Genomic DNA, 20,464 nt, shown 5'->3' with positions numbered 1-20,464 from the left:
CGCACGCAGGGCTGACACCCGCGGCATCACCGAGCTCGCGCTGACCGACCGCACCGTCCCCGCGCACGCAGGGCTGCCGTTTCCCTCCCTCCGGTCCTCACTCCTCCTGCATGACAAGACGACCCCGCTCTGACCACACCGCAAGCCCGGCCGAGTCCCGGCGCCTTCAGCGGAGCCGATTTCCTGCGTATGCAGACGCAGCGGCTCCAAAGCGGCTGGCCAGAGGGCTGCGGCCATTGCAATTCTCACCAGAGTGACTTGGAAATTCCCACAAGTCGTCATACGCCGATCTCATTCAATGACATCCAGGTGAAGGAGGACGCCCGCACCTGCCTGCGCCCTTGGCCAAGGCGTCATTGACACATCAGTGAGACAGCCTCAGGACATCCAGCTGAGACTTCGCACGCTGACGCCCCACCCAGGCGCCGACCGCGTGGCCGTCCAGCTTCTCGGCGGCCGGGACCGCCAGGTGGCCGTGGGTCTCGGCCCAGGCGCGGGCGTGGGCGTAGCCGCGGTCCCAGGAGCGGGCGTGCTTGTCCCAGATCATGCCGAGCTGGTCCAGCTCGTGGATCCGGACCGGGGAGAGCAGGCCGGCACCGCGCAGGTAGCGCTGGCGGTCGAGCCAGGAGATCAGCGCGCCGTCGCGGGTCTTGTCGGTGGGGTCGAGGTGGTGGTGCCCGCCCTGGAACGCCGCGGCCAGGGCGAACATCCGCTGCCACTCGGTGGCGCGCGGGTTGAAGGCGCGCAGCTTCACCGTGCGCAGGATCTGCGCGGCGTGCTTGCGGGCGTTGATCCGCAGCCAGTCCACCGGCGACTCCTCCGCGCCCTCCTCCCCGGTCTCGCCGTCGGCCTCCGAGGTGGTGAGCTCCTCCTCTTTCTCCCCCGCCCGCTTGGTGCGCAGCTCGGTGATCCGGCCGACCACGCGGGCGTCGTGAGCGGCCAGGGCCCGCAGGACGCGCCAGATGGTGCGGAAGGAGGAGGCCTCGATCTCGTCGTCGGCTTCGGCCTTCACCGCTTCTCCGGCCTCGGTCACCTTCGCCGGGTCGGCGGCCTGGGTGTCGTCGCCGACGAGGGGGGTCGGGAGGTAGACGGGGATGATGATCCAGGACACCTTGCCCTGCCGGTAGGCCTGGCGCAGGGCCCGGCCGACGGCCTGGACGACGTCGATGACGCTGGACTTCGGGTCCGCGAAGACGATGGCGTCCACGGCGGCCACGTCGATGCCCTCCGACAGCAGGCGCGAGTTGCAGATGATGCAGCACTCCTCGCCCTCCTCCCCCGGGCGCTCGCCGGTGGAGGCGGAGAAGGTCGTGAACGCGGCCCGCCGGTCCTTGAGCTTGTCGCTGCCGGCGACCGCGAGGGCGGTGACCCGCTCGGGCCGGTCCGCGACGGGGAGCAGCTCGGCGGTGGCGGTCATGGTGGCGGCGAAGTCCCGGGCGGCCTGCACGCGGGAGTGGAAGGTGATGACGCGGCGGAGGTCGAGGTCGGCGACGGCGCGCAGCACCGCGATCTGCAGGGCCAGGCGCAGGAGTTCCTCGTTGGAGCGCTGCGAGCGCAGGTCGGCGACGGCGGGCAGGTTGAGGAGTTCGCGCAGGTCCTCGTCGGTGACGACAGGTACGAGTACCCGGTAGTCGGCGAGGTAGCCGTGTTCGATTCCCTGTCCGAGGGTCCAGGTGAACACCGTCTCGCCGTAGATCGCCGGGTCGTCCATGGAGCAGAGCGCGGGCAGTTCCTGGCCGTCGCCGCCGGCGGTGAGGTCGGCCAGCCCGGCCTTGGCCTTCGAGTCGTCGGCGATCTTCGGGGTGGCGGTGAAGTACAGCCGGCGCAGCGCGCGGACCTTCTCGTCGGAGTGGATCGCCGCCCACGCCTTGCCCTCGGAGCCCGCGGTGCGGTGGGCCTCGTCGATGACCACCAGGTCCCAGGCCGGGAGCCCGAAGTCCTTGTGCGCCTTGACGATGCGCTCCAGCGACGCGTAGGTGGCGTAGACGGTGACCGGCTCGCCGGGCTTCACCGTGGCGACCAGGTCGGCGATCCGGGCGGCCTGGGTGGTCACCTGCGCCTCGACGCGGCCGCCGGCCTCCGCGCTCTCCAGCGCCTCCGCCCGCGAACACGCCGCCACCGCCAGGCCCCGGCGGCCGCCCTTGAGCGACCACGCGGTGGCGGTCTGCTCCAGCAGCTCGATCGTGGGCACCAGCACCAGGACCCGGCCCCTCGCGGCCAAGCGCCGGGCGCAGCCAGCCGCGATCAGCGTCTTGCCCGAGCCGGTCGCCGCCACGATCGTGGCCCGGCCGCCCATCTTGACCGCCTTCACGGCGGCAGCGACGGCGTCCTTCTGGAACCAGTGCAGGGGCAGCGGGTTGACGAGGACGGGCGGCTCTGTCTGGGCGGGCAGCGACGCCGGGCCCAGCTGCCCGGCCGGGACGTCCTGCCCGGTGGCGGCGATGGTGGTGGTCGTGGTGTCCACGGCGGCGGGGTTCTCCTTCGGATGCCGGGTGGTACGGGAACGGGGCGGCCTCGCCGTGGTGGAGAGGCCGCTGGTGCTGCGCTACTGCTCGGACACCGGGCCCTCTCCGCTGGGGCAGCCGGGAGAGTGCGCGGCGTACCAGTCCTCGGCCTGCTCTCGGCTCGGCAGGCCGTGCTCTTCTTCGGCGCAGAACCAGCACACCGCGGTGGTCGGCTCATCAGGGGCAGCGGGATAGACCAGCAAGGCGACTCCCTCGGGATTGGGCTGGGGGCGGCTGTCCGGTTGCGCGGCCGGCGGGCTGCCGGCTGCTTCGTCAGTCCGGGTAGGCGTACTGGTGGAGGCCGTCGATCAAGCTCTCGATCAGGTCACCGGAGGCGGTGGTCATCCACTCGGCGTCGAAGCCGTCGGTCAGGAGGATGTCGGCGAGGGCGTCGACGAGCCGCTGCGCGTCCTCCTGGCCAGGTGGGGAGTGCGGGTCCAGGGTCACTGTGGCTTCGGCCGCGGCGCGGGTCAGCAGGAGCAGTGCCGCTTCGGGGCCGGTGAACCAGCCGGGGCGCTGCGCGTGGTCGGGGACCGGCGGTGCGCTGGGGCGGTCGGCTTCGGCGAGGAGCCGGCGGGCGGTGTTCGGTGAGATGCGCAGGTTCCAGGCGATCTGGACGGGGTTGTGGCCGCTGTCCCTCAGCTGGGCGGCCATGGTGCGCAGCTCGTCCCGGCCGGGCTTCGCGGGCTGAGCGGGTTGGGCGGGCTTCTTCGGGTTCACGTGTTCTCCTCCGGGACCCAGGCGCGGACTTCGAGGTAGGCGATGTCGGCGTCCTCTACCGCGCGGCCGGTCTCCACCAGCCAGGCCTTCATGGCCTCGGTGACGTCGCCGTGGTGGTCGGCGACGCGCTGGGACCACTCGACGGCGTCGAATCCGCCGGAGGAGGCGGAGCCGTAGGTGCGCTCCTCGGTGCCGTCGGAGCGGGGGATGAAGCCGCGGCGGACCCCGCCGGAGTCCTTCTCGGACCCGGCAGAGTAGACGTACTGGTCGGCGCGCATCCGCACGGTGAAGGCGAGCTTGCCGCTGGTCTGCCCGGTGGAGTGGACGACCGGCGCGAGGTGGCTCGCGCCGGAGCGGATCGCCTGCTTCCCGGCCCGGCCGGCCATGGACCCGCCCGGGGTGCCGATGGTGTCCTTGCCGCGGACCCTCGCCTTCTGCCCGCCCTTGGTGGTGCGCCGCTTGGTGTTGGCCCCGGCGACGGCGGCCAGCGCCTCCTCGTCCCGCTCCCCGCCACGCACCGCACGGACCACCTGGCGCAGGGCGTTGACCATGCTGGCGCCCTTGCCCTTGGTGAAGAACTGCGAGACCAGGGAGGCGTCGCGGCCGAGCATCTTCGCGACCTGCCGCTTGGTGTAGCCCTGGTCGATCAGCTCCTGAGTCAACTGGGCGGCCTCGTTGGGGTTCTGCGGGTCGGCGGGGCTCAACTCTGCTCAGCTCCCTTCGCTGCGAGTTCGACGCGGCCCTGGCCGCGCAGCGTCAGGTAGTGCTCCTGGCTGACCGGGTGCGGGATGGGTCCGGTGAGGTGGCCCTTGAGGAGGTAGTCGCCCACCTCGCCCCGGTACGGCCAGGCCTGACGCTCGGTCAGGGCGATGGCGTCGGTACCGAAGTACACGACCGTGCCCGGCTTCGCGTGCAGCGCCCCGGCCGCGCCGACGATCTCCTTGCCGTCCCGGTACTTGGTGTCCAGCAGCGCCGCCCTCGCCCCGGACCAGACGTTGGCGGGCAGCTCGGGGTGGGCGTTGGGGTCGCGGGAGAACCCGGCCTGCCGCTGCCAGGTGACGACCTGCTCGTCCTGGCCGAGGATCTCCACCCCCGCCGGGAGCGCCTCGGTCAGCGGGGTGGTGCCGGTGACCAGGCGCGGGCGCTGGGCGAAGCCGCCCAGGCCGAACAGCAGCACGCTGCGGACCGCGCGGGAGGCGAGGTAGGCGGCGGTGCGCTGCCGCTCGTCGCCGTGCAGCTTCGAGAGGTTGGTCAGGTCCGCCCAGGCGGCCTTGAGCTTCTTGCCCCACTCATCCAGCGGCTTGCCGTCCTCCCACACGAGGCCGTCCAGCACCTCGACCTTCCACGGCATCAGGTGATTGGAGAGCGCCAGGTGGACCTCGGCGCCGCCCGCCCAGGTGGTGAACGTGGTCCCCGGGTCGGAAGGGTAGATCCAGGCGCGCTCGCCGGTCACCGGGGCCGGGAGCAGACCGACGTGGTTCCACCCGGCCGGGACGGTCACGCGGATGTTCCAGTGGGAGCAGGACATCAGGGCCTTGGTCTGCTCAGCCTCGCTCATCGCCGCGAATGCGGCCGCGGTGACCCGGCGCGGGGTGCCGACCGGGGACTTCCACAGGTGCTTGGCGTAGGCGAAGGTCCGGTCGTACTCCACCAACGCGGGCAGCTGCTCCGGCACCCGGGGCGGGAGGATGAGCTCGGTGCGGCCCTGACCGGCGGTCGCGTGCAGCAGACCGCGCAGCTCCTCGGACAGCACCGGGTAGCCGCCCGCCCACTTGCCCTTGGTGGGGATGGTGCGGGTCCACAGGTCCCGGCCGGTCTGCGAGGGGGAGCCCATCAGCACCGCGTCGTCCCAGTGCCGGCGCAGCGCCTGCCACAGCAGCGTGAACGCCATACGGCACGTCGCGACATCGGCGCCGTCCGCGTCGAACCACTCCCCCATCGACCGGACCTCCACCATGCCCGTGTCGGGCGCGGCCGTGGGGGCGTAGCGGCCGATGGGCTGACGCTGGTGCACGAAGTGCCCGGCCAGCTTGTCCCGACCCGAACCCACCGCGGTCGTCCACCGCTCGGACGGCGCGTTCAGCCAGGCCGCGACCGCGTCCTTGAGAGTCGAGTACCGCTCAGCACCGTCGTGCCACGGGGCACCCGCGGTGACGTAGACCCGCTCCGTGCCCGGCGCGGCGTGCAGCACCGCGTCCAGGATCTCCCCCGGCGTCTTCGCGCCCAGGGTAAGCCGGACGACCTGGTCGCGGACCGCCAGCTCGCCGGACGCGGCGTCCAGGAACACCGTGGCACGGGCCTGCTGCGTGAAGGCCGGACGCTTGGACACCAGACCGCTGGTCACCGCCTCGAACCGAGCACCCGCCGGGCCCTCCGGAAGGGTCGGCAGCTCACGCGGCACGGACTCCACCACCGGACCGGCCGGGGCAGCGACCGAAGCGACCGGGGCGGCGGAGACCTCAACCGGAACCTCGGCGACGGCCTGGTCCTCCACCTCGTCCGGCACCGCAGCCGTCACGGCGGCCGGGGCCGACTGCTCGACGGCGGGGGCGGGGCGGGTCAGCGCCGGAGCCACCGCGCCGACCGACGGCGGCGCAGCCTCAGCCACCGGAGCCAGGGCTTGCACGGGCGCGGCAGTGGGGACAACAGCGGCGGCCTGGTTCTCGGCCTTGGCGACGCGCAGGGCGGCCGGGGTGGGGTCAAGCAGTGGCGCGATCCGCACCACGTCCGCGAGCGTCAGGCCAGACGCCTTGGCGACCGCGTCGGCCTTGGCGGCCTCGTACCCCGCCAGGCCCGCGACCTTGCGCGCGCGCTGGGCAACGAGCCGGTCCAGCTCCTTCTGCGCCGCGGCCACCACCTTCTCGGCGGCCGTGATCTCGGAGCGCAGCTCGCGCAGACCGGCGAGCTCGGCGGTGTACGTCTGACGGTCCATCAGAACCTCACTCCCCTTCCGAGGTCTCGGCGGTGGCGTCAGCGATGGTGCCGAGGGGGCGGGCCCGGCGGGCCAGCGTCAGCCAGCCATCCGGGCCCTCGGTGCCGTGGATGTCCGCCAGCCCGGCGAGCAGGTGCGCGTACGCACCGCGCTTCGGCGCCCGCGGCTGCGCCGTGCCGCTCTCCCACTTAGCGAAGGTCTCCCGCCGGGTGAACAGCGCCGCCGCCACCTCGACCTGCGTCAGGCCTGCGGCCTTGCGCAGCCGCTCACGTTCGGCGGGCTCCGGCAGGTCCCCGCCGTCCCGTGCCTTGGCCAGCAGCGCGTCCACCGACGCATAGATCTCACTCATCACATACCTCCTATCTAGATAGATAGCACAGAGCATCGCATAGTTAGATATATTTTTCACCACATGCAAGTACACATAATGACCTCGTCAACGCCCGAGGGTTGCAGCCGGGAAGCCACCGTCGAAGACTGTGCCGCCAACGGCGGATGCCTGTCTGGCCCCACCGGTACCGTTGGGCCATGAGAGAAGCTGATGCACCCTCCGACGCCGAACGCCGCCGGGCGATCGAAGCGGAACTGATGCGGCTTGAGGAGAGTGCCAAGTACAGCTCTCAGGGCCAGTTCGAGCAGACAAAGCAGTGGCGCGTGGTCAACCTCGCCGTCGGCCTTCCCGCCAGCGTGCTGGCAGCAATCTCCGGAACCACCGCCTTGGCATCGACGGGCGGGCGGATCTGGGCCGGGATCCTCGCGCTCGCGGCGGCCGGCCTCGGCACGGTCCTGACGACCGTGAACGCATCCCACCGCATGAACCAGGCCTCCGCTGCCGCGAACGCCTACCTCGAAGTCCAGACAGCCGCTCGGCAACTGCGCGAGATCGACCTGCCTGTCCTGCCGGTAGAGGAAGCCCGCGCCGCACTCGCCGAGCTGACGGCCCGCCGGGATGAGCAGAACAAGACGGCCGAACCCATCAACCGCCGTGCACGCCGCAAGGCCCAGGAAAACATCGCCACCGGCGGCCAGACCTACGCCGTCGACCAGACCCTCACCACCCCGGATCGGTAGGAACGAATTGGCACTTTCCGTTGACCAAGGGTTCACGGTCTTCCTCGACCGTCTGGTGCCCTTGCAGAGCCAGCGCGACGCCGCAGCCCGCCACCGCGCCGGGATCGAGTCCTCGCTGCGCCAGGCACCCTTCGGTGTGCAGCGGTTCCGGGAGATCGGCTCCTCCTTCGGCCACGGAACCGGGATACGCAGCTACTGCGACGTGGACCTGCTGGTGAGCATCACGGCGTCCCGCCCGGGCAGCTCGGACACGGCGCTGGGCTGGGTGCGGGACGCCCTGACCCACAGCTTCCCCTCCACCGAGGTCGTGGTGCGCCGGCCGACAGTCGTGGTCAGGTTCGCCAACGGAACCGAGACCTGGGAGGTCCTGCCGGCTTTCCGCACCTCCCACGACGACCCGCCCGTCTACGACATCCCTGCCGCCGCCAGCGGGTGGATGAGTTCGGCCCCCACCGCGCATCTGAGCTACGTCAACGAGATCAACCAGAGGACGGGGATTGCTGGCGGAGCGAAGAAGCTCGCGCGCCTGGCCAAGGCCTGGAAGTACTACAACCAGGTCCCGGTGTCATCGTTCTACCTGGAGATGCGCGCCGCCCAGCACTTGGCCGGCGAGCGTGCATTCAGCCCGGTCTGGGACATCTGCCTGCTGCTGGAGAAGCTGAACACGAACCAGCTGGCGGCCATGAACGATCCGCAAGGACTAGCAAGCCCGTTCCACGCTTGTTCCACCGACGCCACCAGGCGGGACGCGCTGTCGAAGGTCAACACCGCCGCCGTCCGGGCCCGCAAAGCCCTAAACGCCCACAATGCCGACGACCCGGCAACCGCTTTCTACTACCTCGACCTGCTGTTCGGCGGGCGCTTCCCCGCCCGCTGACGCCGGCACCACGAGCTCTGGCCCTGTGCTGAAACCCAGCTTGGGTCGCCGTACCGGCGCCGCCGAGCGTCTGCCTCCAGCGGAGCGATAGCAGCACCCGCTCTGTCCGTGCCCATCTCCAGGTTGAGGCCGTGGTGGATGTCGGCCCCCGGGCCCGGCTTCCGTCGTCGGGCCGCGGGCTGGAGCCGGTGCCGGTCGGCAGCGTCGGCTGGCTACAGCCGTGATCACGGTGAGTCACTTTCGAGGGTGGCCACCGGCGTGCGGTGGACCAGACCCCGCCCGGAGAGGCTCACAAACTCCTCAGCATCAGGCAGCTTCAGGGAGTTCCGGTTCCAGGAATCGCGGTGCGACCAGTAGGCCGAGCGCGTCGAGCGCTGCAACCTGCTGGTGGGTGAGTTGGGCGGCGTCGCACCGACGCTGGTCGATCCAGGTGTCCAGCCTGACGTGGTCGGTGTCGACGGTCTCGACATGTCCGTCGGGAACCTGGAGGTGACCTTCGCGTCGGAGGAACCTTCGCGCGGCGCGCAGTCCGCGCGCGAAGGCCACCGCCGGGCCGGTGGTCTGCCGCAACAGCAGCAGGGCGTGCGGGTGAAGGTCCGGGTGCTGGCGTGCCAGGAGAGCCAGTTGGGCGAGCTGCCCCGGCTCCAGGATGTGACTCCGATCGATCTGGTGATCCAGCCACGCCTCCAGTGAGAGGTCCGTCTCGGCAGCGACCTGGTACGTGGGCCCCCAGTCGCCGGTGGCGAGGCAGCGCTGTACCCGGGCGCAGTTGTACTGCCAGTCGATGCTCCAGGCCGGGTTCCAGCAAGGGTCGATGGAGTTCAGCGCCTCGATGCGTTCGGGGGCAGTTCGTCCTCGCGGGTCATGGCTCGCATCTGGTCGAGCCATCGGGCCAGGTGGGTGTCCGCGCCGGGGGTGTCGGCCGTGACTGCGAGGGTGTGGTGGGCGTTCGCGTAGTCGCGGGCCAGGGCGAGGTTGTGCTCGAAGCTGCCGGGTGGGTGGGGCCAGGAGATGCGCAGTGCGTACAGGGCGAATGCCTGGTCGGGGTCGAGGGTGCCCTCGGCGTAGCGGTTGCGCTGCTCGCCGATCCAGGAGCCGAGGTGGACGCCTGCGGAGTCACGGTGGTCGGTGGGGACTTCGAGATGGCCGTGCTCCTCGTAGAAGCGCATGGCGGCTTCGTAGCCGCTGTTCCAGCCGTCGCCCTGGAACTGGTGGGCTCGCAGGGAGAGTACGCGGGCGATCTCGTCGGGGCGTTCGGGCTCGGTCAGGACCGGGTCTTCGGAGCGGCGGCCGGGGCCGCGGCGCAGGCGGGTGTAGAACTTGCTGTCGGCGGTGCGCAGCCCGTCCAGGATGGCCCACAGGTCGCGGAAGTCGGAGGACTCCATGGCCTCGCGGGTGGTCTGTCCTGGGCGGATGTACACGGGGATGATCAGTGTGGCGATCTTGCCGCTGCCTGGTGGCTGGCGCAGGGCGCGGCCGAGGGTCTGGATGATGTCGACGACGCTGCGTTTGGGGTCGGCGAGCAGCACCGCGTCGGCTTCGGGCATGTCGACGCCTTCGCCCAGGCATCTGACGCTGCTGAGGATGTGGGTGTGGGTCTGTCCGGGTAGGAGGGTGGTGCGGCTCTGCCAGGAACTTCCTGCGAAGCGCCAGAGTTTGGTGTTGCGCTCGGAGCGGGCCTGGCGGCTGTCGACAGCGGCGGCCCACAGTTTCATGGGCTGGTCGCCCTGGGTGAAAGCGGTGGCGGTGCGTGGCAGGGTGCGGGCGAAGGTGCGAGCGGCCGCGATCAGGCGGTGGAACGTCAGGACGCGGCTGAGGCGGTAGTCCTGTACGGCGCGCAGTAGTCCCACTTGCATGGCTGCCAGGCGCAGTCCGTCCAGGTGAGGGGTGGTCTCGGCCGTGGTGAGGATGTCGTGCAGGTCCTCCGCGCTGATGACGGGGACGACGACGCGGTAGTCGGCGAGGATGCCCTGGGCGATGGCTTCGGCCAGTTCGAGGCGGAAGACGACGGGTCCGAACAGTGCGGGGTTGTCCATCGATGCCAGTGGTTGCTTGTACGCGCCGGGCTTTCTGGACTTCGGGTGGCTCCAGCGGCGTGGCGTCGCGGTCATGTAGAGGCGGCATTGGGCGGGGATCTGGGCATCGTCGTGGATGTCGCCCCAGCTCTTGTCGAGGCTGCCGGTGGTGTGGTGGGCCTCGTCGGCGACGGCGAGGGCCCATTCCGGCAGGCCGTGGCGGCGGTGGGCCTCGACGATCGCGGGCAGGGACTGGTAGGTGGAGAAGACGATGGTCGGGCCGCTGTGGTCGGCGACGTGGCGGGCGAGTTCGGCCGGGTTGGTGGTGAAGGGGATGCACAGATCGCCCCGGCCGGACGGGGGCAGGGCGCAGACCGCGATGTGCTTCTCGTCCGGGCGGCCGCGGTCCCACTCGCGTGCTGTCTGCGCCACCAGGTCCTGGCTGGGGGCGAGTACGAGGATGTTGCCGTGGCGGGTGTAGGTGTCGGCGCTGACCCGGGCGATGACGGTCTTGCCGGTGCCGCAGGCCGCGACCACGGTCACGCGTGGGTGGCTTCGGAGGCCGGCGGTGATGGCGGTGACGGCGCGCTGCTGGTGCGGGCGCAATCGGATGGGCTGGTGGGGCACGTGGGGCGTCCTAGGCGACCGACAGTTGGATCGGCGGGGCGCTCGCCGTGCCTGCACGGCTCGCTGCCCCGTTCCGGACACCGATTCGATCGTATTTCCGGTACCCCTTGTCAAACGGATCTCGGAATTCTCGTCGATTTGACCATCAGGGTTGCACCTTCAGGACCGTGAATGTCATTCTGGCACGTTCGGGTTGCCTTGATTCCTCTGTTCCGCGTGAATCGGTTGGGCCGCGGGTGCAGCGGGGCCGTTGCCGTGACAGGTTGCAGCGGGCAGGGGTCACATCGCCAAGCGGCCGCCGGTGTGGTGTCCCGCGCCCTGCCGTGCGGCGCCCAACGGCTTCCGCCGCTTTTCGTGGTGGCGCTCTTGGAGTCAGGGGAACGATTCTCCCATCCGACAGACGGGGCAACCTTTCTCATATTCGGCAGACAATTGTCAAGATTTGGCGCGCTTTGCTGAATTCTTTTCCCCGTTCCTGCGCTTCGTACTGCTCGGCGTGGTAGCCATGACCGCAAAGGTGAGGGAGAGTCATGGATTCGGTGGCGGGCTTGGATCGGGTACGGGTGCGCGAGCTGCCGTTGCACGTCCGGTTCATGGCGGGCGAGTCGACCGGCTCTTACGTGACCCGCCTGGCCGGCCGAAACGGGCTCGAGGTCCAGCAGTTGCTGGACGAGGTCGGGCAGGGCAGCACGAGGGCCGTCGCGCCACACCTGACCGAGCTCTACCTCAACCGCACCGCCGCCGAGCGCTTGGCCGCCCTGGCCGGCCGGCCGCTGGAGGTGATGCGGCGGGCGCTCGCGAGCCTGGACACGGCGTACCTGCTCGACGACGGTGACGGAGCTCCCGCCTGGTCGTTCCCGTGGTCGGTGCAGGACGGCTATCTCGTGCGGGCCTGCGCGTTGTGCGCGGCCCGCCGCGGCATCGGTGAGCCGGCCTGGATGATGGTGGCGGACCCCTGGCACCTGTGCGCCCGGCACGCACGGTGGTCGGACAACTCCCGTGATCCGCAGACCCCCTGGATCGACGTGGCCGACTGGCCGCAGATCCTGGCAGCGGAACGCCAGCGGGTGGCCATGGAACGGCGCCTGGGCCGCACCGCACGCGCGCTGTTCGCCGACGCGCACACGATGAGCGGAACCGACCCGAGCGCACCGGACAGACTCCGGTCGATGGCCGACCGGCTCGGGGAGGCACGGGCCGCCCCCTTGCTGTCCTACCCGCACACCGTGCGCATCGCCCGCGTCCTGGCGCGGGCCGAGCGTCGCCGGCTCGGCCAGGAGCTGACGGCGGACTCCTACAAGGACTGGTTCACCCGCAGCTCACAGGAGCTGGGCCCCAGGTACCGGGGAGTGCTGAGGCGGTGGATGGAGTGCCACAAGCCGGTTCCGGCCCCGGAGCCGAGGCACAGAGGAGAGTCGGGGCGGGCCGTGCTGGTCGCACCGCACACACGGATCGCGCCGCTGGATTCGGTGCACCAGCTCAGCTGCCTGCCCTCCGGCCCGGTGGCCGGCCCGTTCGACCGGCCATTCCTGTGACGGCCGCAGTCCGCGAGGAGCGAGGGCGGCCTGGCAACCCGGTACGGGTACCGGCAGCCGGAGCCGGCGACGCTCAAGTCGCTGCGCCCGAAGCGCGGCGTAGCTCCTGTGGAGAGGAATGTCAGGGTGGACGTCTGGGCCTCGGTGAGCTCTGGTGAGGACGGGGCGTCGTGGGTCGATCCGCGAGTTCTGCGCGGGGAAACACTGGAGGAGGCCCCGTCGTCGATCCCTGCGACCTACCCGGGGCGGCAGGGCATCGCGACAGGGTGGTGGGCGTCCACCACCGGCACTCTCGTGGAGTGCGGTACGGAGGTGGAGCGCCGCGGGGCCGTATACCTCGACTTCGATCCGTCGGTCACGGCCTTCACCGCCTCCCGGGTCCGGCTGCGATGGCAGCACGAGGACCAACAGGGCACGGTGGCACCGGCGTTCTTCGCCCGCACCCGTGCCGGGCGGCGCTTGGCGGTCGTCCACCCGGCCCGGCCCGGGCCTCGGGGCCGGTACGAACGCGAGGTGCTGCAGGTGGCCGCTGAAGCCGCCGGGTGGAGCCTGCGCGAACTTGGGCCGCCTGACCGGATCCGGATCGCCAGCCTGGAACGCGCCGCGGCGTTCAGGTTCGCCGAGTTCGGCGACCCTCGGGTGCGGACCGCACTGCGAAGGGCCTTCAGCGTGCCGCGCCCGCTCCAGGAAGGCGTGGCAGCCGCAGGCCTCCTGCCGGGCAGCAACTCCCGTGCCTACCACCTGCTGTGGACCGGTGACCTGATGACCGACTGGAGCCGGCCGCTGCTGCCGATATCGACCGTGTGGACCAGTACGGAGGACGCGTGATGACCGCCGTTCAGGACAGCATCCCGCCGCTCGTTGAGAGTTCGGCAGCCGTGTGCGCTCTCGAGCCCGGCCAGCGGGTCCGGTTCGACGGCGAGGCGTACGTTGTCGCCGGCGTCCGGGGCCCCAGCGTGCAGCTGCTGTGCGAACAGGAGCCCTGCAGGTCGGCCGCCGTGCTCCTCCAAGTGCTGACCGGTGCCGCGGACTTCGCGGTCCTCGACGCGGCCGGCGCGCCCAGGCCGCTGCAGCAGGTCCCGGACGTGGACATCCTCGATGTGCTCGATCAGGGCAGACGCGAGCGGATCCGCGCGTGGGAATGGCATCTGGTCGAACTGCGCGACGGAGTCCCGCCCGGCTCGGCAGCAGGCACGAAGCCACGCTCCGCCTACGAGACGACGAGGTCACAGCGGGAGCGGTTCGCCGCCAAAGCGGCGGAGCTGAGGGCACTGGGCTGGCGCGGCGTGTCGAACAGCACCATCCGGCGCAAGTTCCTGTCCTACCAGGACCAAGGCGTCGCCGGGCTCGCGCGGCTCGCCATCGGACAGGTCCGCACTGACGAGCGGGTGATCCAGTTGCTGCTGCGCGAAGTCAGGCTCGCGGTCGGCGAGTCCTCGGGATGGGCGAACCGGGTCTACGAGCGGCTGCTGACCGCGCTCCACACGGAACACCCCTCCGAGTACGAGAAGTTGGCGATCTCACCAGCGACGTTCTACCGGCTGATCAAGCGCCTGGGAATCTCCGTCGCCTACCTGCAGGCCCCGGTACAGAACCGGCTCGACCAAGAGAACTCCCCCGCGTCGCCGTTCACACCGACCACGGCAACGATGCTGGGAGAGCAGGTGCAGATCGACTCCACCGGCCTGGACATCCTGGCGGTCGGCGACGACGGATTCACCGTGAGCGCGGAGCTGACCTGCGCCATCGACGTGGCCACCCGCAGCATCATCGGTGCGATGATCGTGCCCAAGAGCCCGGGCCGGGGTCCGCGCGGCCGCAGGCTCGGCGGGCGCGCCACCCGGACGTTCGACGCGACGCTCCTGCTCGCGCAGGCCCTCGCCCCGATGCCAGGCCGGGCCGGCTGGTCACCCCTGGCCCTGGCCGAGCAGTCCGACCTGCCCTACGCGGACCTGGTGGCCTGCGACCCGCGGATGGCCAGCGCGGCCGCCCGCCCGGTGATCCGTCCCAAGATGGTCGTCGTCGACCACGGGAAGATCTACCGCAGCGAACACTTCGTGGACGTGTGCACCTCTCTGCAGATCTCGGTCAGGCCGGCGCGGGAGCGCACCCCCACCGACAAGGCGGTCATCGAGTCGACGTTCTCGGCGATCAAGAAGATGTTCTGCCAGTACGTTTCCGGCTACACCGGCTCCAGCCTGGCCAAGCGCGGCAAGCTGGTCGCGCGGCAACCGCTGTGGAGCATCAACGAGTTGCAGGACCTGCTGGACGAGTGGATCGCCCTGCGCTGGCAGCAGACCCCGCACGACGGGCTCCGCAGCCCGCTGCTGCCCGGCATGAAGCTGACCCCGAACCAGATGTACTCGGTGCTGGTGGCCTGCGAGGGACAGGTGCCGCTGCCGCTGAGCGCGGAGCAGAACCGCAAGCTGCTGCTGTGCGAGCGCCGGGTGATCACCGAGAAGGGCGTCACCATCAACAACCGCACCTACAACAGCGACGCCCTGCAAGCCTACGCACGGCTGCACACCGGCATCACCGGTCAGGGACACCGCTGGGAGATCCGCCATCACCCCTACGTGCCGCGGTACGTGTGGCTGTACGACCACCGGGACGGGCAGTGGGCCGAGGCCGAGTTCATCCACCAGAAGCAGATCGGCGACGAGTGGACCCAGTACGAGTGGGAGGTCGCAACCGCCCACCACCTGGCCCGGGGCAGCACCAAGGAGCAGCAGCAGGCCATCGCCCAGGCGGTGCGGGAACTGCGCGAGCGCGCCCGCTGCGGGCCCACGGACCAGCCCGCCCCGGACAGGACAGGGCGACGCCCACGGCCCGCTGCCCCGTTCACCGGTCCCGACCTGCCGGTGCGGGTGCCCGAGGTCGACCCCTACGAGGGCATCACGCTCCCCACTCCGGAGAGCGTGGCAGCCGCACGCGTGCTGGACGCGTCGGTGAAGAACCTGTTCCCCGGCCAGTGGTCGCCCGCGACGCCGACGCTCTCCGCCGACGCCACACCCGTCTCCGGGCAGGAACCCGCACCCGCCACGGACGACGAGGCCGCCAGCCTCGTCTCCCCCGACGAACGGGCCAGAGTTTCCCGGCCGCGACTGGCCGCCAGCGCCGCTGGCCTGTTCCGAGACCTCACCGCTCCGCCCCGGGCCGACAGCCGGCCGGCCACGGGCACCCCTGTCCCTGATGACCCGTCGAAGGAGCCCGCATGAACCGCCTGGACCTGATCCGGTCCACTCCGCTCCCCCACGGCATCGCGGTAACCGGCGCCTACCGGCCCGCCCGGCTCACCACCAAAGAAGGCTGGAACGAGTTCGCCCACCACATCCTGGCCGCGCCCGACCTGCAAGACTGCGCTCCGCTGGGCACACCCGTCCGCGACAGCGACCCGCGGATGCTCCACCACGGCGAGATGCTGCCCGTGGACACCGACGACCTGTGGCGGGGCCTGATCGATGCGCGGCGGATCCTGCGGGCCAACCGCTCGCGCAGGGGCCGCCGGGTGAACATCGCCATCGACGGGGACCGCGGCACCGGCAAGACCACGCTGCTGCGCCTCATCGGCCGGGCCCACCAAGGGCAAGCCGAGGAAGCCCGCGGCGTCGACCCCGAACGCATCCCGGTCGTCTACGTCGACGTCCCGCTCGAGCGGGACAGCAACCTGCACTGGTCGCTGCCGTTCGCCGACTTCCTCGGTCTCAACCACTTGGTCCAGCCCGCCCGCGCCAGTGCTCAGGGCGGTGCTCGAGAGGACCGCAGCGTCGACATGACCGGGCCGATCACCCGCGTCATGGAAGCGGCCCAGACCGAGCTGATCCTCATCGACAGCATCCACCGGCTCACCGAAGCCGAGCGCCACATCGCCTTCCAGTACTTCTTCACCCTGCAAGAACACGTTCCGGCCACCTTCGTCTTCTGCGGTGTCGGCGCCCAGGAGACCGTCCGCTCGGCCTACCAGAAGTACCGCAGCCGGATGCCGCACCAACGTGCCTCCTTCGACAGCGACATCCCCGTGCTCTGGGTGGGCCCGGTCTCCCTCGGCAAGAGCGAGGGAAGCGACTGGATCAACGTCCTGCAGCGCATCGAGGGGGACCTGCGCCTGTACCGGCACACGCCGGGCACGCTCACCACCAAGGAGATGGCCCTCTACCTCCACAAGCGCACCGGCGGCTACATGGAGACCCTCACCTTCCTCATCTGCCAGGCAGCCCAGGCCGCTATGGACGACCCAACGTGCGAGGCCATCACCAAGGAACTCCTCGACACGATCCGCGCCGGCCGCAACGACCCCACCCCATAGCCCCCACGCGCCCGGCCCTCACCCGCCCAACCGCTGGTCGGTCTTCGAGGTACCACCGACCAGCGGACCGTGACCGCAGCACACAGTCCGCTCCACTCCCGGAGCTTGAACAACCGGAAGCAGCGGCAGCACTCACTGCGGGTCATAGAAGCGGACATCGCAGCCCGCTCACATGCCGGCCACACAGACACCAGTCCGCAGGGTCCGGCCTGCCCGTGGACATGGGCAGGCCTCCGGAGACGGAGACAGTCGTCCCCGGGGCCTTCTCCATACGTTCCACATGAGCGCCCGGGAGTGACTTCCTCCCCTACTGTCGCCAGCGCAGCCCCGGCCGCGCCCCACCCGACAGTGCGCGGTGGCCTTGGTCAAGCAAGCCCTGGGCACATGCAACCACCAAGGCCACGCCTCCTGCAGTCCCGACTCCTTGGCAGCACCAGCGCCAACAGAAACCCAGGCAGAACCACCCGGCCGGTACCGCTCTGACACCCGCCCCCTCACCGATAGGCTGACTGACAGCCCCAACAGCCAAAGCCTCTGATGGCGTTCTCATAAGCCTTGGAACGTAGTTGCAGCTCCTGAAACACTGCAGCTCAGATGCCCTGCTCTGAGTACTCCCTGACGCACCATCCATCAAAAAACCAGGCCAGCACCCTGTTACGGCACGCCTACCTGATCTCTCAGCTTGTGAAACAGACCAGTTCAGAGGCCATCAAGAGCCCCACTGCGTTTCAGATCCACTGAGGCCACACAGTCGTCACGGCGTCAGGGGGTTGCGCCAGCTCCGGAGCCGGTCGGCAGCCGCTCGGGTGTCGGGGTGGTCGTGTCCAAGCACCCGCTCACGGTCGGCCAGCACCCGCTCCAGCAGGTCGGTCGCCTCACCCATACGCCCAGCCTGCCAATAGGAGGCAGCGAGGTTCGCACGGGCGGACAGGGTGTCGGGATGCTCCTCACCGAGGAGCCGCTCACGGTCGACCAGCACCCGCTCCTCGAGCACGATCGCCTCACCCGTACGCCCAGCCTGCCGGTAGGAGGCGGCGAGGTTCGCACGGGTGGTCAGGGTGTGGGGATGCTCTCCACCGAGGAGTCGCAGGCAATCGGCCAGCACCCGCTCCACCAGGTCGATCGCCTCACCCGTACGCCCAGCCTGGTAGTAGGAGGCGGCGAGGTTCGCACGGGCGGACAGGGTGTCGGGATGCTCCTCACCGAGGAGCCGCTCACGGTCGACCAGCACCCGCTCCTCGAGCACGATCGCCTCACCCGTACGCCCAGCCTGCCAATAGGAGGCGGCAAGGCCCGCACGGGCGGACAAGGTGTGGGGATGCTCTCCACCGAGTAGCCGCTCACGGTCGGCCAGCACCCGCTCCAGCAGGTCGGTCGCCTCACCCGTACGCCCAGCCTGGTAGTAGGAGGCGGCGAGGTTCGCACGGGCGGACAGGGTGTCGGGATGCTCTCCACCGAGGAGCCGCACGTAATCGGCCAGCACCCGCTCCTCGAGCACGATCGCCTCACCCGTACGCCCAGCCTGCCAATAGGAGACGGCAAGGCCCGCACGGGCGGACAGGGTGTCGGGATGCTCTCCACCGAGGAGCCGCACGCAATCGGCCAGCACCCGCTCCTGCAAGTCGGTCGCCTCACCCGTACGCCCAGCCTGCCGGTAGGAGACGGCAAGGCCCGCACGGGCGGACAGGGTGTCGGGATGCTCTCCACCGAGGAGCCGTTCGGCGTCGGCTGCGAGGCTCTGCCAGTGGGTGACGGCGACGCCGAACAGGCCGGTGTTGTTCAGGCTGGTGCCCGCGGTGAACAGGAGTGGGTGGCCGTTGGGGTGCCAGAGGTGGTTGTCGGCGTGGGTGGTGAGGGTGTCGGTGTTGGCGCGCAGGACGGTGGTCAGGTCGCGGGCGGTGTGCTCGTGTTCGGGCCAGGTCTCGGCGAGGGCGTCGGCTGCGGCGTGGACGGTGGCGGGGAGTTGGGTGGGTGGGGTGGTTTCGCGGGTGGCACGGGCGGTGAGGGCGTGCAGGCGGACCGCGCGGTTGGTGTCGTGGGTGTCGTGGTTGATGAGGGCGTAGTGGTGGAGCAGGCGCAGGGCGGCGCGGGCCTGGCCGGCGGTGACCGGATCAGGGTCGGAGGTTCCGGGGGGTGGTGGGATGCGGTGGGTGGTGAGGTAGCCGGTGGCGGCGTCGGTGGCCCAGAGGGTGTCGGGGTGGCCCGCGGGGTCGAGGTGGGCGGCGAGACGGATCGCTGGGACGGCCAGGCCCACCGGTTCGCGTTGCTGGGCGGCGTCGAGGGCCAGGAGGAGCGAGGCGGTGACCTGACGGCCGTAGCCGTCGGTGTCCGCACCCGGCGGCAGCAACGTCTCCAGACGCGAGGCGCGGTCGGTGAACAGGCGGAGGTAGGTGGCGCAGTCGGCGTCCTCGTTGATCATGTAGGCGGCGGCGTGGGCCAGCGCCAGCGGCAGCCCGCCCAGCGCCACGATCAGGTCGTCGGCGCGGTCGTCGAGGAGATGCCCGGCGCCGGCTTCGCCGAGGCGCTCGCGAAGATAGGCGAGGGCTTCGTCGGTGGTGTAGGTGCCGATGTCGACAATCGCGCGGCCGCTGCCGGTGACGAGGGCGTCGCGGCGGCGGGTGGTGGCCAGCACCCGCCCATTCGTGCCCGCGGGCGGGTGGGGCCACCACGGCCCGGTGTTCTCGAGGTCGGTGAGGTCGTCCAGCACCACCAGCCAGGAGCGATCGGTGACGGCCAGCCACTCCAGGAACGCGGCGGCGTCGCGCTCCGCGTCCTGCCCGTCCGCGCCGGGCACGCCGGCCTTCGCCGCAGCCTCCGCGTACGTCGAGATGATCTGGGTGATCTCGGTGGCGTCCACCCACACCAGCACATCCACCCCGTCGGTGTGGGCCCGGTGGACGCAGAAGGCGGCGAGCTGTGACTTGCCGACGCCACCGCCGCCTGACAGGACCTGGGTGAGGACCACGGTCGCGTTGCGCTCCCGGGCCCGGTCGATCTGCTCCTGCAGGCCCGGGCGGGACTGGAACGCGGAGGCGAGCGGCGGCACCGTGCCCACCCGCACCGGCCGCCGCACCGGCCCGGTCGGTGGCGGGGGGTGGTGGTGGGTGACTGTCAGGTTCCCGGCCTGGTAGACGTCGCCGTGGACGGTGCTGTGGTCGATCCGGTTGTCCACCTCGGTGTGCTCGACCCGGCTGCCCGCCCCGATCGCGGAATGGGCGACGTCGCGCCCCGCACCGACAGCCCCCTCGCCCGACACATCGACCCGCACCGAGGACGGAGCCCCCGCAGCATCCGATCGCTCCGCCGGCACCGGCCCGTCGCCCTCACCGTCCTGCGGCGCTGCGGGGAGGCCGTCCCCGCTGGAGGCCTGCGCGCCGTCCCCCTCGACCGGAGAGGCGCTGCCGGTGCCGGGGCCCTCCGGCGGGCCGCCGGGTGCGGGACCGGCGGCCTGCTCGTTCGGCTTCCGGCGTCGGCCGCGCCACGACCAGGACGGTGGGGTCACAACCGCCTCCCGTTCGGATCGGTGCTGTGGACATCGCCGACGACGGTGACGGTGACGGGTCCGGAACGAGCAGCGCGAACGTCGACGTCGTGCCGGTCGAAGTACGGGATGCCGCCTTCCGCTGCTACGGGTCGGACGTCGAGCTCTGTCGTCACCACGACCACGGCTGCATCCACCACGCACTCCCGACACAACTCCCGGCAGTCACCCGCCCGTCCACCCCAACGGCAGCGTACGCCCGACACACAGCCCGCCACGGCCGAACCCACCAATCACCCTCCCGCCGTCCGGGCCCGGCGTGAGGAGCCGACGTAGGAGACCGACCCACCACTGTGCCCGGCGTCGCGGATCACCTCGCACTGGCGCTCCGGCGGG

The 20,464-nt window shown here is 70.8% G+C and carries 15 protein-coding genes; 6 read left to right on the top strand and 9 right to left on the bottom strand.

The window, feature by feature from the left end; all coding sequences use genetic code 11:
* Positions 1-364: 364 nt before the first annotated feature.
* The 5 genes from BLU95_RS41130 to BLU95_RS41110 form a co-directional block, all read right to left on the bottom strand.
* On the bottom strand, positions 365-2,464 hold the full coding sequence (locus tag BLU95_RS41130; protein ID WP_093864536.1) for a DEAD/DEAH box helicase: 2,100 nt from the start codon (positions 2,462-2,464) through the stop codon (positions 365-367).
* Between the two features lie 313 nt (positions 2,465-2,777).
* Complete coding sequence (locus tag BLU95_RS41125; RefSeq protein WP_093864535.1) at positions 2,778-3,224, bottom strand: type I phosphoribosyltransferase; 447 nt, start codon at positions 3,222-3,224, stop codon at positions 2,778-2,780.
* Entirely contained in the window at positions 3,221-3,928 is a 708-nt protein-coding gene (locus tag BLU95_RS41120; protein ID WP_093864534.1) for a hypothetical protein, read from the bottom strand. Before BLU95_RS41120 ends, BLU95_RS41125 begins: the two co-directional genes overlap by 4 nt.
* The gene (locus BLU95_RS41115; protein ID WP_093864533.1) at positions 3,925-6,156 is read right to left on the bottom strand and encodes a hypothetical protein; all 2,232 of its coding nucleotides are present in this window, start codon (positions 6,154-6,156) and stop codon (positions 3,925-3,927) included. Before BLU95_RS41115 ends, BLU95_RS41120 begins: the two co-directional genes overlap by 4 nt.
* A gap of 7 nt (positions 6,157-6,163) precedes the next feature.
* Positions 6,164-6,505 carry a helix-turn-helix domain-containing protein gene (locus tag BLU95_RS41110; RefSeq protein WP_093864532.1) on the bottom strand — a complete coding sequence of 114 codons (342 nt, stop codon included), beginning with the start codon at positions 6,503-6,505 and terminating at the stop codon, positions 6,164-6,166.
* Between the two features lie 179 nt (positions 6,506-6,684).
* Between BLU95_RS41110 and BLU95_RS41105 the strand changes: the two genes are divergently transcribed.
* Both BLU95_RS41105 and BLU95_RS41100 read left to right on the top strand, forming a co-directional pair.
* Positions 6,685-7,227: an SLATT domain-containing protein gene (locus tag BLU95_RS41105; RefSeq protein ID WP_159425284.1), complete on the top strand. Its 543-nt coding sequence runs from the start codon at positions 6,685-6,687 to the stop codon at positions 7,225-7,227.
* A 7-nt stretch (positions 7,228-7,234) separates the two neighbouring features.
* Positions 7,235-8,104, top strand: coding sequence for an SMODS domain-containing nucleotidyltransferase (locus BLU95_RS41100; RefSeq protein WP_159425283.1), 870 nt, complete (start codon positions 7,235-7,237; stop codon positions 8,102-8,104).
* Positions 8,105-8,410: 306 nt separating this feature from the next.
* On the opposite strand, the gene BLU95_RS41095 is transcribed toward BLU95_RS41100, so the two are convergent.
* The gene (locus BLU95_RS41095) at positions 8,411-8,992 is read right to left on the bottom strand and encodes a Helicase associated domain protein (RefSeq protein WP_093865493.1); all 582 of its coding nucleotides are present in this window, start codon (positions 8,990-8,992) and stop codon (positions 8,411-8,413) included.
* On the bottom strand, positions 8,926-10,746 hold the full coding sequence (locus BLU95_RS41090) for a DEAD/DEAH box helicase (protein WP_159425282.1): 1,821 nt from the start codon (positions 10,744-10,746) through the stop codon (positions 8,926-8,928). Before BLU95_RS41090 ends, BLU95_RS41095 begins: the two co-directional genes overlap by 67 nt.
* Positions 10,747-11,285: 539 nt before the next feature.
* On the opposite strand from BLU95_RS41090, the gene BLU95_RS41085 reads away from it, so the two are divergent.
* The 4 genes from BLU95_RS41085 (at position 11,286) to BLU95_RS41070 (ending at position 16,587) form a co-directional block, all read left to right on the top strand.
* Positions 11,286-12,281: a TniQ family protein gene (locus tag BLU95_RS41085; protein ID WP_231978160.1), complete on the top strand. Its 996-nt coding sequence runs from the start codon at positions 11,286-11,288 to the stop codon at positions 12,279-12,281.
* A 108-nt stretch (positions 12,282-12,389) separates the two neighbouring features.
* Entirely contained in the window at positions 12,390-13,109 is a 720-nt protein-coding gene (locus tag BLU95_RS41080) for a TnsA-like heteromeric transposase endonuclease subunit (protein WP_353653529.1), read from the top strand.
* Complete coding sequence (locus tag BLU95_RS41075) at positions 13,109-15,499, top strand: Mu transposase C-terminal domain-containing protein (RefSeq protein ID WP_093864528.1); 2,391 nt, start codon at positions 13,109-13,111, stop codon at positions 15,497-15,499. The genes BLU95_RS41080 and BLU95_RS41075 overlap by 1 nt, the downstream gene beginning before the upstream one ends.
* Positions 15,496-16,587 carry an AAA family ATPase gene (locus BLU95_RS41070; RefSeq protein WP_093864527.1) on the top strand — a complete coding sequence of 364 codons (1,092 nt, stop codon included), beginning with the start codon at positions 15,496-15,498 and terminating at the stop codon, positions 16,585-16,587. The genes BLU95_RS41075 and BLU95_RS41070 overlap by 4 nt, the downstream gene beginning before the upstream one ends.
* A gap of 754 nt (positions 16,588-17,341) precedes the next feature.
* Here the strand turns inward: BLU95_RS41070 and BLU95_RS41065 are convergent.
* Together BLU95_RS41065 and BLU95_RS41060 are read right to left on the bottom strand one after the other, a co-directional pair.
* Entirely contained in the window at positions 17,342-20,089 is a 2,748-nt protein-coding gene (locus tag BLU95_RS41065) for a tetratricopeptide repeat protein (protein ID WP_231978159.1), read from the bottom strand.
* A complete protein-coding gene (locus BLU95_RS41060; protein ID WP_093864526.1) occupies positions 20,086-20,265 on the bottom strand; it encodes a hypothetical protein in 180 nt (59 codons plus the stop codon). Before BLU95_RS41060 ends, BLU95_RS41065 begins: the two co-directional genes overlap by 4 nt.
* Between the last annotated feature and the right edge of the window lie 199 nt (positions 20,266-20,464).

Source organism: Streptomyces sp. TLI_053 (genome assembly GCF_900105395.1).
Lineage (GTDB): Bacteria > Actinomycetota > Actinomycetes > Streptomycetales > Streptomycetaceae > Kitasatospora.
This window is presented reverse-complemented; position numbering and strand designations above follow the sequence as displayed.